The organism is Marivita sp. (genome assembly GCF_022763305.1).
Taxonomy (GTDB): Bacteria; Pseudomonadota; Alphaproteobacteria; order Rhodobacterales; family Rhodobacteraceae; genus Marivita.
Genome location: NZ_JALEGT010000037.1, coordinates 1 through 14,827, shown reverse-complemented (window position 1 = coordinate 14,827; position 14,827 = coordinate 1). Strand labels below are relative to the sequence as shown.

Annotated in this window: 11 protein-coding genes and 1 pseudogene; all 12 read left to right on the top strand. The window is 60.2% G+C overall.

Annotation, left to right across the window (positions count from 1 at the left end; genetic code table 11):
• The first annotated feature begins 54 nt into the window (after positions 1-54).
• Positions 55-888 (top strand): type VI secretion system accessory protein TagJ, encoded by an 834-nt coding sequence (locus MRY75_RS06630; RefSeq protein ID WP_292306355.1) that lies wholly within the window; start codon positions 55-57, stop codon positions 886-888.
• The gene (gene tssE, locus MRY75_RS06625; protein WP_292306354.1) at positions 881-1,378 is read left to right on the top strand and encodes a type VI secretion system baseplate subunit TssE; all 498 of its coding nucleotides are present in this window, start codon (positions 881-883) and stop codon (positions 1,376-1,378) included. Before MRY75_RS06630 ends, tssE begins: the two co-directional genes overlap by 8 nt.
• 6 nt (positions 1,379-1,384) lie before the next feature.
• Positions 1,385-3,265: a type VI secretion system baseplate subunit TssF gene (tssF, locus tag MRY75_RS06620; protein ID WP_292306353.1), complete on the top strand. Its 1,881-nt coding sequence runs from the start codon at positions 1,385-1,387 to the stop codon at positions 3,263-3,265.
• Positions 3,229-4,272, top strand: coding sequence for a type VI secretion system baseplate subunit TssG (gene tssG / locus MRY75_RS06615; RefSeq protein ID WP_292306352.1), 1,044 nt, complete (start codon positions 3,229-3,231; stop codon positions 4,270-4,272). Before tssF ends, tssG begins: the two co-directional genes overlap by 37 nt.
• 37 nt (positions 4,273-4,309) lie before the next feature.
• Complete coding sequence (gene tssH / locus MRY75_RS06610) at positions 4,310-7,021, top strand: type VI secretion system ATPase TssH (RefSeq protein WP_292306351.1); 2,712 nt, start codon at positions 4,310-4,312, stop codon at positions 7,019-7,021.
• A 98-nt stretch (positions 7,022-7,119) separates the two neighbouring features.
• The gene (tssI, locus tag MRY75_RS06605; RefSeq protein WP_292306350.1) at positions 7,120-9,078 is read left to right on the top strand and encodes a type VI secretion system Vgr family protein; all 1,959 of its coding nucleotides are present in this window, start codon (positions 7,120-7,122) and stop codon (positions 9,076-9,078) included.
• Between the two features lie 10 nt (positions 9,079-9,088).
• On the top strand, positions 9,089-9,688 hold the full coding sequence (locus tag MRY75_RS06600; protein WP_292306349.1) for a hypothetical protein: 600 nt from the start codon (positions 9,089-9,091) through the stop codon (positions 9,686-9,688).
• Positions 9,689-10,000, top strand: a complete 312-nt coding sequence (locus MRY75_RS06595) for a PAAR domain-containing protein (protein ID WP_292306348.1) — start codon at positions 9,689-9,691, stop codon at positions 9,998-10,000.
• A 9-nt stretch (positions 10,001-10,009) separates the two neighbouring features.
• The gene (gene tagH / locus MRY75_RS06590) at positions 10,010-11,548 is read left to right on the top strand and encodes a type VI secretion system-associated FHA domain protein TagH (RefSeq protein WP_292306419.1); all 1,539 of its coding nucleotides are present in this window, start codon (positions 10,010-10,012) and stop codon (positions 11,546-11,548) included.
• Positions 11,549-11,585: 37 nt separating this feature from the next.
• Positions 11,586-12,926 carry a type VI secretion system baseplate subunit TssK gene (tssK, locus tag MRY75_RS06585; RefSeq protein WP_292306347.1) on the top strand — a complete coding sequence of 447 codons (1,341 nt, stop codon included), beginning with the start codon at positions 11,586-11,588 and terminating at the stop codon, positions 12,924-12,926.
• 15 nt (positions 12,927-12,941) lie between these two features.
• The gene (tssL, locus tag MRY75_RS06580) at positions 12,942-14,393 is read left to right on the top strand and encodes a type VI secretion system protein TssL, long form (RefSeq protein WP_292306346.1); all 1,452 of its coding nucleotides are present in this window, start codon (positions 12,942-12,944) and stop codon (positions 14,391-14,393) included.
• Positions 14,390-14,827: pseudogene (locus tag MRY75_RS06575) on the top strand (type VI secretion system membrane subunit TssM); the annotation flags it as partial. The gene tssL and the pseudogene MRY75_RS06575, both read left to right, overlap by 4 nt.

Here is a 14,827-nt window from a genome sequence, read left to right as displayed (position 1 = left end):
TCCGGGTTTCGGATGTCCTGAGTTACCGAAGGCGCAAAGACAAGGAGCTCGCCTGTGCAGAATACCGCTACAGACCTGTTGAAAGCCGGCGATCTGTCCGGTGCACTGGCGAGCTTGCAAGACGCCGTCCGGGCCAAACCGGACGACGCCAAACTGCGGATTTTCCTGTTTCAGTTGCTGTGTGTGATGGGCGACTGGAAGCGTGCGGTGGCACAGCTCAAGCTGTCGGCGCAGTTGGATGAGGCCGCCTTGCCCATGGCGCAGACCTATCGCGAGGCCATCATCTGCGAGGTTTTCCGCGAAAAGGTGTTCGCGGGCGACAAGGACCCGTTGATCTTTGGCGAACCGCAGGATTGGGTCGCCTTGCTGGCCCAGGGGCTCAAGGCGCTCGCGCAGGGCAAACCTGACCGTGCCGCCGAATTGCGCGAAGAGGCGTTCGAGAAGGCGCCAACGACCTCGGGGAGCCTTGATGAGCAGGATTTCGAGTGGATTGCAGATGCCGATATGCGGCTTGGTCCGGTGCTCGAGATCATCATCAACGGAAAATATTTCTGGATGCCGTTCAACGTGCTGTCGAGTCTTCGGATCGACCCGCCGCAGGATTTGCGGGACACGGTCTGGACGGCCGCCAGCCTGACATTGAAGAATGGTGGTGAACTCGTCGGGCTTATCCCGACGCGCTATGCCGGGACCGCAGAACGTGGCAACGACGCGATGAAGCTGTCCCGCGTGACCGAATGGGAAGACCTTGGCAGTGACACATTTGCCGGACTTGGGCAGCGTCTGCTGGCAACGGATCAGGCCGAAGTGTCTCTGATGGATACGCGGAATTTCCAGTTTGCCCCGGTGTCGGTCGCTGCCGATGGCGAGGTCGGGGTTGATGGCTGACCGCACACTGACAGACCGGCTGCAGCCGTCCATTCTTGACCGCCTGACAGATGAAAACCCCGGGAACACATCGGAAAATCCCTCTGATCGTGTCATCGACATTCGAAAACTGCGCGAGATCATTCAGCGCGATCTGGCCTGGCTTCTCAATACCGGCAATCTCGACACGGAGATCGATCGTGAACTCTTCCCGAATGTGGCGCGCTCTGTCGTGAATTACGGCGTTCCGGATTCAACGGGTGATTTTGCCAACAGGCAGCGGGCGAATGCCGTTCGCGATGCAATCCGCAAAGCGGTCGAGCTTTTCGAGCCCCGGCTGATCGACGGCACGCTCACCGTGGTCAGCCGCACCGGAGATGATGACCGCGAAGCAGTGATTGTCTTCGACATAATCGCGGACATGTGGGCCGAACCTGTGCCCACTGAATTGTATCTGCGCAGCCAGTTCGACACGACAACCGGGCATGTGTCGCTCGAGCAAACGGGATAAGCGCGCGTGGATACCCGACTGCTCAGACACTACGAAACCGAGCTTGCGTTCCTCCGCGAGATGGGGGCCGAGTTCGCCCAGAGCTATCCGAAAATCGCGGCACGCCTCGGGATGGATGGGCTGGAGGTCCTTGATCCCTATGTCGAACGGCTGCTTGAAGGCACGGCTTTCCTGACGGCCCGCGTGCAGCTTGAGTTGGATCTGCAATATCCGGCCTTCACCAGTCACCTGCTGGACGTCGTGTTCCCTCATTTCCTGGCGCCGACACCGTCGATGATGATCGCCGAGTTGTCGCCGGACATGGAAAACGCCGATCTGGCTGCGGGATATACCCTGCCGCGCCTGACAGTCCTTCGGTCCAAGCCGGTTCCCGGTGCGCAAAAGGCGTGTCAGTTCCGTACATCGACCGATCTGGAGCTTTGGCCCGTTCAGGTCTCCGAAGCCGAATATATCGACGGCCGTGGCGCGCTTGTCGCGGCTGGTGTCGCGCGGGACCCCAAGGCGCGGGCCGCCGTGAGATTGCGCCTGACCCGACATGGCGGCATGCCGATCAAGGAGTTGCCGCTGGATCGGCTCACCTTTTTCCTTGGCGGGCAGGTCAGCATCTGCTGGACGCTGTTCGAGATGTTGTGCGCCAATCCCGCGATGATCGTGGCACGGTCCGTGGACCGTCGGGATGACTGGGTCGTGCCGCTGACGAAACCGGTGGTGTCGCGCGGGCTGGAACCCGAAGAAGCGCTTCTGCCGACGCCGCGACCGTCTTTCGACGGCTACCGGCTCTTGCAGGAATATTTCGCCATGCCCGAGCGAAACCTCTTTATCGAGGTGTCGGGACTGGGAGCGCCGTTGCAGCGCACCACGGGTGACAGCGTCGATCTCTATTTTCTTCTGCGCGACAACAGGCCCGAAATCGCGCCCAACATCACACCGGATGCGTTCAAGCTGAATTGCGTTCCGGCAATCAATCTTTTCCCCAAGCGCTGCGACAGGGTCCCGATCACGCATCGTGTCACCGAATATCATGTCGTCGCGGACCGCACGGCGCCAAAGGATTTCGAGATCTATGCAATCAGCAGCGTCCGGGGCATACGGACGGAGGGCAAGGATGATCTGCCGCTGAAAGCGTTCTATTCCTCAGATGAATTCACGGCGGTCGGGGGTGTCGGTTCGGCCTATTACACGCACAAACGCCACCTGCGTCAGCGCAGCGAAAGCGAAGCCCTGCGGGGCTTGCGCACGAATTACCTCGGTTCGGAAAGTTACCTGTCTGTCGTGGACGCGAACGAGGCCCCTTATCCTGATGATCTTACCCAGCTGGCCGTCGAAGCCATGGTGACGAACCGCGATTTGCCGATGCTGCTTCCAACCGGCGTCGACAATGTGTTTCACCTGCCGGATGGAGGGCCGGTTGCCACGATCCGCACCCTGATCGGCCCGACCAAACCCCGGCCCTGCATTGCGCAAGGGGATGCCGCCTGGCGCGCGGTCAGCCATTTGAGCCTGAACTACCTGTCCATTTCCGATGAGACACAGTCCCCGGGTGGAGGTGCGGCCGCGCTGCGCGAATTGGTCGGGCTTTATACGCCGATCGGCGACAACGCGATGAAGCGCCAGCTTGAGGGCATCATCTCGGTGACCACGCGTCCCATCGTGCGGCGCATCCATGACGGGGTGTTGTCCACGGCGGTACGGGGACTCGAAATTACGATACTCATGGATGAAAGCCTGTTCGAAGGCAGCTCAATCTATACGATCGGGTCGGTGCTTGAAAGGTTCTTCCGCAAGTATTCCACGATCAACAGTTTTACCGAAACCGTTTTGAAAACCCAGCAAAGAGGAGAGATTGCGCGATGGGCACCCAAGATGGGGGCGAACCGCGTGATCTGACCCACTTCGAGCGTCTGGTCCGCGATCCCCAATCTCATCATATCTTCTTCGCGATGCGCGTTCTCGAGGCGCATTTTGCAGATCAGCCCCGTTTTGGAACGGCCCGGCGGCCGCGTCAGGAAAAGGTGCGTTTCGGCCAGGAGCCGGAACTGGCGTTTCCGAAGTCCACGATCCATTCCTTCGAGGCGCAAACTGCCGATGCGCCGGCCAAGCTCAAGAACCTGTTTTTCGGCCTCTACGGAGCGCATGGTCCGCTGCCGCTGCACCTGACGGAATACGCCCGGGGCCGTAAGTCAAACCACCGGGACACCACCCTCGTGGCCTTCACCGACATGCTGATGCATCGGTTGATGGAACTGCTCTACCGCGCCTGGGTCCGGGGGCAACCAGCACCCGCGTTCGACAGGGGCGAAAACACCGAGCTCGAAAACAAGATCGGCGCTCTGGCCGGTTTCATGGGCGAGAACATGCGGGATCGGGATGCGATGCCCGATCTGGCCAAACGTCATTTTGCCGGTCTGTTGTCGGCGGCACCGAAGAACGCGGAAGGCCTCGTGTCCATTCTCAAGGGCTTTTTCGCCGCCGAGGTGCGAATCGAGGAATTCGTCGGGGATTGGCTCATGCTCGAACCCGATGACCGCTGGCAGCTGGGCGGACTCGGCGGCTTGGGGCAAACCACCTGCATCGGCGAGCGGGTCTGGTCGCATTCCGCCAAGTTCCGACTGCGGATCGGGCCGCTGTCGCTCGAGGACTACAAACGGTTCCTGCCGGGCACGCCGGCCCAGATCCGACTGCGCGCCATCGTGCGCAACTACGTGGGCGATCAGCTGGATTGGGATGTGAACCTTGTCCTTCACGGCAAGGACGTGCCGCAGGCGCAATTGGGGGCGACCACGCAGCTTGGTCTGACAAGCTGGATCGGTTCCGAAGACCATCCTGACGAAGTCGCCGATTTGTACATGACACCTTTGACTGATGTTCCATTGAAAGAGGCCCTCGCGGCTTAGAAGAAACCATTTCGCGCATGGGCGAAGGAGAGTGAGTATGACAGAAATCAGCCGCGTTGCCCTTTTTGGCAAGCTCAACAAGGTCGGGTACCAAGCCGTCGAAGGGGCCACAGTGTTCTGCAAGATGCGGGGCAACCCTTATGTCGAAATCATCCACTGGCTGGCCCAGTTGGTTCAGGTCGACAATTCCGATGTGCAGAAGATCATCCAGCACTACGACATCGACCCCGGCAAGCTGTCCGCTGATATGACACGTGCGTTGGATGCGCTGCCGCGTGGTGCAAGTTCGATCTCGGATTTGAGTTCGCACTTGCAGGACGCGATGGAGCGGGCGTGGGTTTACGGGTCGCTGCTGTACAACTCCAACCAGGTGCGGACCGGCCATTTGATCCTCGGGATGCTCAAGACGCCGGAATTGCGGTCGATCCTGATGAACATCTCCAAGGAGTTTTCCAAGGTCGGCGCGGACGATCTGTCAGACAACTTCCACAAGGTCACGGATGGATCCGTCGAGGATCATCTGCGCCCGCAGGATGGGTCGCAGACCGGTGGTGGCGCCGTGCCCGGCGAAGCGTCGGGCGCGATGGCGCCCGGTGCGATGGGCAAACAGGAAGCGCTGAACCAGTATTGCACCGACCTAACTGAACAGGCGCGGAACGGCGAGATCGACCCGATTGTCGGCCGTGACGAGGAAATCCGCCAGATCGTCGACGTGCTGATGCGCCGTCGTCAGAATAACCCGATCCTCACCGGGGAGGCAGGGGTCGGCAAGACCGCAGTTGTCGAAGGCTTTGCCCTGCGGATTGCGCGTGGCGATGTGCCGCCCGCGCTGCGTGAGGCGCGGTTGCTGGCGCTGGATGTCGGCCTCTTGCAGGCTGGCGCGTCGATGAAGGGCGAGTTCGAAAACCGCCTGCGTCAGGTGATCGACGAGGTTCAGGCCTCGACCGTGCCGATCATCATGTTCGTCGATGAAACACACACGCTTGTCGGGGCAGGGGGCGCGGCTGGAACCGGAGACGCCGCCAACCTGCTCAAACCTGCGCTGGCGCGGGGCACGCTGCGCACCATCGGTGCGACCACATGGGCAGAATACAAGAAGCACATCGAAAAGGACCCGGCTCTGACCCGGCGCTTCCAGGTGGTGCAGGTCGACGAACCCAGCATCCCCAAGGCCATCATGATGATGCGCGGCATCGCGTCGATGCTGGAAAACCACCACAAGGTTCAGGTGCTGGACGAAGGGATCGAAGCCGCCGTGTCGTTGTCGGCCCGCTATATCCCGGCGCGCCAGTTGCCGGACAAGTCTGTCAGCGTTCTCGATACCGCCTGCGCCCGCGTCGCCGTCAGCCAGCACGCCGTGCCTGCCGAGGTGGACGACAGCCGCAAACGGATCGACGCCCTGACAACGGAACTCGAGATCATTGGCCGCGATGAGACCGCAGGCATGGATGTAGGCGCCCGTCGCGAGACCATCCAGGCGCTCAAGGACGAGGAAGAGGCGCGGCTTGCGGAACTCGACAAGCGGTGGGAGGCGGAAAAAGCCATCGTGACCGAGATCCTCGACCTGCGCGCCAAGCTGCGCGAAGGGGGCGCTCCGGTGGATACGCCAGATGCCGCCGGCGAAGCCGCCGCCGAGAAAAGCCCGATGACCGCAGAGGAACGGGCCGAACTGCTGACACAGCTTCGCGCCAAGAACGCGGAACTGACCACGTTGCAGGGCGAGAACCCGTTGATCCTGCCTATTGTCGACGAACAGGCCGTGGCCAGCGTCGTCGGTGACTGGACGGGTATCCCGGTTGGCCGCATGATGAGCGATGAACTGCAGACGGTCCTGAACCTCAAGGATCATTTGGCCAAACGTGTCATTGGTCAGGACCACGCGATGGAAATGATCGCAAAGCGCATTCAGACCAGCCGCGCGGCACTCGACAACCCGAACAAGCCCATCGGGGTGTTCCTGCTGGCCGGTACCAGCGGCGTCGGCAAGACCGAAACCGCCCTTGCCCTGGCCGAGGTGCTGTATGGTGGCGAACAGAATGTCATCACCATCAACATGTCGGAATACCAGGAAGCGCACACCGTCAGCAGCCTGAAGGGCGCGCCTCCGGGCTATGTGGGCTATGGCGAAGGTGGTGTCCTGACCGAAGCGGTGCGGCGCAAACCCTATTCCGTCGTGCTTCTGGACGAAGTGGAAAAGGCGCACCCGGACGTGCACGAGGTGTTTTTCCAGGTGTTCGACAAGGGCATCATGGAGGATGGTGAAGGCCGTCTGATCGACTTCAAGAACACGCTGATCCTGCTCACGTCGAACGCGGGGTCGGACCTGATCATGGATATGTGCTCGGATCCCGACCTGATGCCGGAACCCGAAGGCATCGCCAAGGCGCTGCGCGATCCGCTTCTCAAGATCTTCCCGGCCGCGCTGCTTGGCCGATTGGTCACGATCCCGTACTATCCTCTCAACCCGGACATGATCGGCAAGATCACCCGTCTGCAGCTGGACCGTATCAAGAAGCGCGTGAACGAAGCGCATGGTGTGCCGTTCGAATATTCCGACGCCGTGGTCGATACGATCGTAGATCGGTGTCAGGAACTCGAGTCCGGAGGCCGTATGATCGACGCCATCGTGACCAATACGATGCTTCCCGATATCTCGGGCGAATTCCTGCGCCGCATGATGGAGGGCAAGAGCGTGTCGAAAGTGGCCATCGACGTGAAGGACAGCGAGTTCACCTATGCGTTCGATTGAGACCACAAGATGATTTTGTTCCCGAGGCTGCCCTACCAAGCCTTGGCCAGCCTCGGGGCCATGCGCTAGGCTCTGCCTGAACTGAAGGAGAGACCAAGATGTTCAAGAAGAACGATCCTTCGAAATTCCCTTTGCGTCTTGAAGGAAGCTGCAAGGACAAGAAGCTGTTGCCGATTTCGGCAACCGTGACCGAACGCGTCAGCGACATCCCGTCCATCGAAGTGAATTTTTTCTGCAAGAACGTGGAATTGGCCCTTGAGGACATTGTCGGAAACAGCATGCATCTCGTGGCCGAAAGCGCAGACGGCACCAAGAAGCGATGGTTCCGGGGAACGTGCATTTCGGCTGAATTCGTGTCGTTCTTTGATGACGGCGGGCTTTTCAAGGCCGAAGTCCGCTCCTGGTTGTGGTTCCTGACCCGGCGCACGGACCTGCGTATTTTTCAGGACATGACCGTCGTTGATATCATTCAGGCCGTGCTCGGCGAATATGGTTTCTCTGGCCACATCAAGGTCATGCTCTCGCACTCGTACCAGCCGAGGGAGTACTGCGTTCAGTACCGGGAGACCGATCTGGATTTCATCGACCGGCTGATGCAGGAAGAAGGCATCTACTACTATTTCGACCAGACGCCCACGACGGAGCAGATGGTACTGGTCGATGACATGGCCCGGCACGTCAGTATCGCCCAGCCGTCGACCATCTCGTTCCGCCCGTATACGCTGCGCTCCACCCTCGCGGTCGATGAGCCCTTTGTTTATTCATGGGGCGCGCAGCAAAAAGTGCGCAGCGGCAAGGTCGTCCTCGACGACTACAATTTCGAGACATCGACGGCGACCCTGACGTCGAACAACAAGACGGGTCGCAAGAAGGCGTATCTGGTCGACAAGAACGAACGCTACGACTACCCGGGCCATTTCCGGGACGCCGGTCTTGGCGAACATCGGGCCCGCGTGCGGATGGAGGCGGAAGCCGTGCCGCAGCACGCCGTTACGGGTGTCTCTGATGCGATCAACATGTGCGCGGGATATCTGTTCCAGATCGCGGACCTTCCGAGAACCAAAGGTGAGCCGAAAAAAGTTCTTCTCCTCGAATGTGTCCACCACATCGTTCAGCAGGAACTGTTCGAGGACATGATCGAAAGCGAGGCGGATTACGTGTTTTCGCAGATCGGTCTGCCGCATTCGCCCAAGGCGGCTTATCATGTCGACTTTCTGGGTATGGACGCGGCAGACACGCAATATCGGGCGCCGCTCTCTACGCCATGGCCCAAGGTGGGGGGCATCCATACCGCCTTGGTCGTCGGTCCGAGCGGCGAGGAGATCCACACCGACAAGTATGGCCGGATCCGCGTTCAGTTCCACTGGGATCGGGACGGCAAAAAAAATGATTACTCGTCTTGCTGGGTCCGCACGATGATGCCTTGGACTGGCAAGAACTGGGGGATGATCGCCGTCCCGCGGATCGGTCAGGAGGTTGTGATCAGCTTCGAAGAGGGGGATCCCGACCGCCCACTGTGTATTGGAATGCTTTACAACGATATGACCATGCCGCCCTACGGGTTGCCGGAAAACAAGACCCAGTCCGGCGTCAAGACCAACAGTTCGAAAGGCGGCGGCGGTTTCAACGAACTGATGTTCGAGGACAAGAAGGACGATGAACTGGTCCGGTTCCAATCCGAGAAGGATTATGAGCAGATCGTGAAGAACGATTCCACCATCACTGTCGGACTCGAGAAGAAGGATCCCGGAAGCCTGAGCACGACAGTCCACAAAGATCTGTCAGAAACCGTCAATACGGGCGATCGCAGCACTTTGGTCAAACAGGGCGATCTGAGCGTTGACGTGAAGATGGGCAAAATCACCATCACCGCCATGAAATCCATCGAACTCAAGGTGGGCGGGTCGACGATCAAGATGGACCCCAAGTCAATCAATATCAAGAGTCCGATGATCACCGTTAAGGCGGACATGAAAGCCGATGTAAACAGTCCGATGACAACGGTCAAAGGCGATGCGGTGCTGACGCTCAAAGGCGGCATCGTGATGATCAACTGAGGGATATGTCATGGCAGGCCGTTTTTCCGACCTCACGAAAATTCCCGCAGAACCAGCGGCCAAGCTTTTGGCGCAGGCCAACGTGAAGCTGGAAACGCGCCTCGACGCACCCGCCAGCGCATCGATAGAGGAAGTGCTCACAGAGCTTGACTCCAAGGACGCGAATGTCGATCTGCTGCGTCTTTTGTCGATTGCCCTCCCGCCACGCGAACGGGTTTGGTGGGCTTGTCTGGCTGCCCGTGATATCGTGGGTGTTGGAGTTGAAAATCAAACACCGTCTTTGCAGGCGGCTGAGGCTTGGGTGTTCCGCCCCGGTGATGAGACCCGAACAAGTGCCATCGATGCTACCGAGCATGCGGACTCGGACGATGTGACCGTTCACTGTGCCACGGCTGTTCAGTATTCGGATGGGACACTCGGTACAGGCGATATGGCTCAGGTTCCCGCGCCACCCGGAGCATCTTCGATCGCGGCATTCGCCATGAATGTCGAGGCAATTGCAACGCGCGAAGACGATTTCGACGCATATATTCAAGAGCTTATTGACCGCGCTATTGATATCGGGCGAGGTGGCAACGGGAAGCGCAAGGAAAAGGGAGAGGGCGTCTAGATGCCGGGACCGCCGCAGGCCAGAATGTTCGACTTTCATGCGTGCTTTACGCCCGCTCCGCCTCCGGCTCCGCCTGTGCCGATTCCTGTTCCGGGCATCCCGATTTTTACGCCATGCTGCCCCACCGTTCTTGTCGGTAAGCTTCCAGCGGCGCGGTTGACGGACATGACCAATCCGGCCTTTCCGCACCCGATCCTCAAAGGGTCTGCGACCGTGCTCATCGGTAAGCTGCCTGCGGCGCGCATTGGCGACAATGTCCTCTGCGGCGGGGTGATCGTGAAGGGTGAATTTACTGTGCTTGTAGGAGGCTGACCGCCAGTGATGACGGTGACCCTGAAATTCCAGTCTTCCGGCATGGTGCCGGGTGATGGCCGTCCGGTTCAAATGAAAGGCGGCAGCCTCACTGTAGGGCGGGGGCCGGGCAACGATCTGGTGCTGCCGGATCCCGACCGCATGCTGTCGAAAAGCCATTTCGTCATCGAAGACCACAACGGCAAGGTCGTGATCGTCGACTTTTCGACCAATGGGACATTCTTGAACTATTCGAAAGTGCCGCTGGGGCGCACACCGACGACGCTCAACAACGGTGATGTTCTCTCGGCCGGTGGCTATGAACTCGTGGTGGAGATCGGTCAGGACCTGCCGGATCTTGACGACCTGATACCGCGTCAGCCGGAGCAATCGGGATTGTCGCACGGCAATGCCGCAAATGCGCCCGATCCGCTTGCTTTGCTCGATGATCCGGGTCCCGAAGGGGATTTCCTTGACGATCTTCTGGGCTCCGAGGGCGGTCCCACCGGGCCGAAAGGCATCAGCGCGACCGACCCGATCGATGATCTTCTTCCCCCATTGGGAGAAGAGGAGGACGCTTTCTTTCAGAAGCCGAAAGATGGCCGCGAAGGAGTGGGTGCATCGCTGCCGATGCACAACCCCTCGGTAACCGACAGTTTTTCGCCCGCAGGCAAAAGCAGTCCGGGACTGATCCCCGACGATTGGGATGACTTCCTCGCGCCGACGGATGACGAAATTCCTCCGAAGGACGAAGCTCCGGCTGAACCGCCAGCACCCTTGGAACCCGAACCGCCTGCTGCGTTGGAACCCGAACCGCCAGCACCGCTTGAGCCCGAACCGGCGGCATCTGCGCCACCACCGAAAGAGCCGCCCATCGCGGAACCGGAGGTGACAAACGTTCCTCCGTCCGCGCCGACACCGCCGGCCTCGGTGCCTGCGGAGCCTTCTGCACATGCGCCCCAACCTGTTGCACCTGTCGCGGGCGGCAATCAGGCCGCTGCCCGTGCCTTTCTGGCCGCGCTCGACGTGGAAGACCTCGTGGTCGATGAAGCCGATCTTGAAAAGACGATGACGCGCATGGGTCGGGTGATGCGGACCATGATCGTGGGCCTGCGCGAGATCCTGATGACGCGCACCTCGATCAAATCGGAGTTTCGGATCGACCAGACGATGATCGCGTCGGGCGGGAACAACCCGCTGAAGTTTTCGCTCAGCGAAGACGACGCAGTGACCGCATTGGTCAAGCCGAAAGCCAAGGGATATCTGAGCCCCGAGACAGCGACCGAACAGGCGCTTGATGACATCAAGGCGCATGAAATCGCCATGGTCACAGGCATGGAAGCGGCGATCAAGGGCGTCTTGGCCAAGCTCGACCCAGAGGTCTTGGCCGGTCAGATCGAGACATCCACTGCAATCGGAAGTATGTTCAAAGGCAAGAAGGCCCGGTACTGGGAAGTGTACGAAAAGGTGTATGCCCAGATTTCCGATCAGGCCGAAAATGATTTTCACGAGTTGTTCAGCCGCGAATTCGCTCGCGCGTACAAGGACCAGCTCGACAAGTTAAAATAGGCGTGCGTTTGCGCGCAGACGATAGGAGAAGTTGAACGTGTCCTGGGACAACAAGGTGCTGTGGACGGAGGGGCTGTTCCTGCAGCCCCACCATTTCCAGCAGGCTGATCGTTACACAGAAGCGCTGGTTGCAGGGCTGGCGCGCCGTGTGACGCCGTATGCCTGGGGCTTCAGTGAACTTGAAATCGACGACGAGGCGCTGAAAATCGGCAAGTTCGCCCTCAAATCCTGTGCCGGGCTGACGCAGGATGGCACTGTTTTTCGCGTGCCTCAGGCCGAAGACCATCCGCCCTCGCTTGAAGTGCCCGAGAACATCAAGGATTGCGTCGTGGTTTTGACCATACCGCAGCGGCGGCAGGGCGCCACGGAGGTTGACCTGTCAGACCGGGGCAATTCCGCCAGCCGGTTGAAGCCCGCAGAGATCGAGATCACCGATGTCATGGGCGCGGTGAAGAAGGGCGTGACCATCGGCGTGGGCAAGCTGCGTCTGCAATTCGCGCTCGAAGTGGATGACCTTGCGGATATGCTCGCCATTCCGATTGCCCGCATCATCGAGGTGCGTCCGGACAAGGAAATCCTGCTCGACCGCGCCTTCATCCCAAGCTGCGTCGACATTCGCGCGGCGCCGCCGCTTGCCGGGTTCGTCAGCGAGCTCGAGGGGTTGCTGTCCCACCGCATGACTGCTTTGGCGGGGCGTCTGTCAGAAAGTGGTCCGGCCCGCGGGACAGCGGACATCTCGGACTTTCTGCTCTTGATGACGGTGAACAAGGCTCTGCCGCTGTTCCGGCATTTCACCACCATCGAGAACGTGCATCCCGAAGCTGTCTATCGCGCCTGCGTTGTTCTGGCCGGAGAGCTTGCGTCCTTCATGGCCGAGAACAAGGAAGTGCCCAAGCTTCCGCCGTACAAACACGACGACCAACCGGCGACCTTTCTGCCGGTGTTCCGTATCCTGCGGCAATACCTGAGCGCGGTGCTGGAACAGTCTGCTGTGCTGATCAACCTCGAAGAACGCAAGTACGGCATCAGCGTCGGCCTCATTGCCGATCGCAAGCTGTTGTCCACGGCGGGCTTCGTGCTGGCGGTCAAGGCAGAAGTTCCGGCCGAGGACATCCGTCGTCACTTCGCGGGACAGTCCAAGATCGGCCCGGTGGAGGAAATCCGGCAGCTGGTCAATTCGGCCCTTCCGGGTATCACATTGAGACCCCTGCCAGTCGCACCGCGACAGGTGCCCTACCAGGCAGGTAAAGTGTATTTTGAACTCGATTCCGACAGTCCGTACTGGGGCAAGATGACAACATCCGGCGGCATCGCCGTGCATGTGTCCGGCCAATACCCCGGCCTCGATATGGAGCTGTGGGCGATCAGAAACAGCTAACAAGAGGCTGCTGCGATGTCTGACGAAGACCCGTTTGCCGAACCGGACGACACCGATAGAACGGTTATCAAGCCCAATCCGGGCGGTCGTCGCTCGCTGTCACCGCAGCCGCCGCAACAGCCGGTCTACGGCCAGCCGGCAGCGCCTCAACAGCCTGCCCAGCACGCGCCTGCAGAACCGCAGGCATCCCCGGTCGACACGTTCGGCATTCCCGCCGCAGCAGGAGCGCAAGACGCCACGACGCCGCGCGCCCAGCAACAGGAAGTCGAACAGGTCCTGACCGGGATGAACCGGCTCAACGCCTGTGCCGCGCCGCTCTTCTCGCTGATCAGCCGAATTCGCAACCGCGCGCAGCACATGGATGCGGACAAACTGCGCCAATCCGTGGTGTCCGAAGTGCGCGCCTTCGAAAACCGGGCGCTGCAGGCGGGCATCCCGGCACAGACGGTGAAGGCCGCGCGCTATTCGCTCTGCGCCACGCTGGATGACGTTGTTCTGAACACGCCCTGGGGAGGCCAGTCAAGCTGGGGCCTGCAATCCATGGTCGGGACCTTTCACCGGGAAACGGTGGGCGGCGACCGGTTCTACGACCTTCTTGCACGGCTCGAAAAGGAACCGGCCAACAATATCGACCTGCTGGAATTCATGTATATGTGTCTCGCGCTCGGGTTCGAGGGCCGTTTGCGGGTCGAACAGGGCGGGCCGGACAAGCACATGCGCATCCGGGCGGGCCTGGCTTCGGTGATCCGTGCGCAGCGCGGGGCGATGGAACGCGACCTGTCTCCGAACTGGAAGGGGGTGGACAAACCCTATCGCGCGCTCTCGGCGTGGAAGCCGGTCTGGATTGCTCTGGGTGTCACCGGGCTTCTGCTCATCACGGAATTCGCCAGCCTCAGCTATGTTCTCTCGAACCGGACGGAGAATCTGATTGGTCAGCTCTCCATCATCGAAGCCGGGCCGGTGGCCGAACTCGAACGTCGTGCGCCTCCACCTCCACCGCCGCCGCCGGTGGATACGCAGGCCGTGCAGCTTGAAAAATTCGTCACCTTCCTCAAGCCGGAGATCGACGAAGGTCTGGTCAAGGTCTTTGGTCAGGGCAACACCTTGGTAATCCGCATCGCCGGGTCAGGGATGTTCGGCTCTGGCTCGGACGTGCTTGTGGAGCGATTCAACGCGATCATCGACCGGATCGCCACGGCGCTGAACGATGAACCCGGAAAGGTCATCATCGTCGGGCATTCCGACAATGTTCCCATCCGGTCCTCGCGGTTCCCATCGAACATGCACCTGTCGCTGGCCCGCGCAAAATCGGTGATGACCAAGATGTCCGACAAGATCGACGACGACTCCCGTCTGAGTGCAGAGGGACGTGCCGACGCAGAGCCCATCGCGGACAACGCCACGCGCGAAGGCCGCGCCACAAACCGTCGGATCGAAGTGGTTCTGGTGCGGGAGAACGAGGCATGAAGGTGTTGCGCTTCTTTACATCCATCTATTTTGGGCTGTTCTTCGCGGCATTCGTCCTGTCTTTGCTTGTCTGGTACCTCGGGCCGCTGATCGGAACGGACCAGTCCCGCCCCTTCGGCTCCATCATGGTGCGACTGGTGACGGTGGGTGTGTTCGCGTTGATCTTCGGCGGGATCGGACTCGGCATTTTCCTGACCCGACGCAAACGCGAAACCCAGCTGACCGAAGAAATCGCGGCCACGGCGGACGACGGCGACGAAGCTGTCAGCGGCGAGATTTCGGAACTGCGCGACAAGCTGAAGACAGCGATGTCGGAACTGCGCAAGTCCAAGAACGGGCGCAAGCATCTGAACGAATTGCCCTGGTACATCATGATTGGCCCGCCGGGTGCGGGCAAGACGACCGCCATCGTCAATTCCGGCCTGCAATTCCCG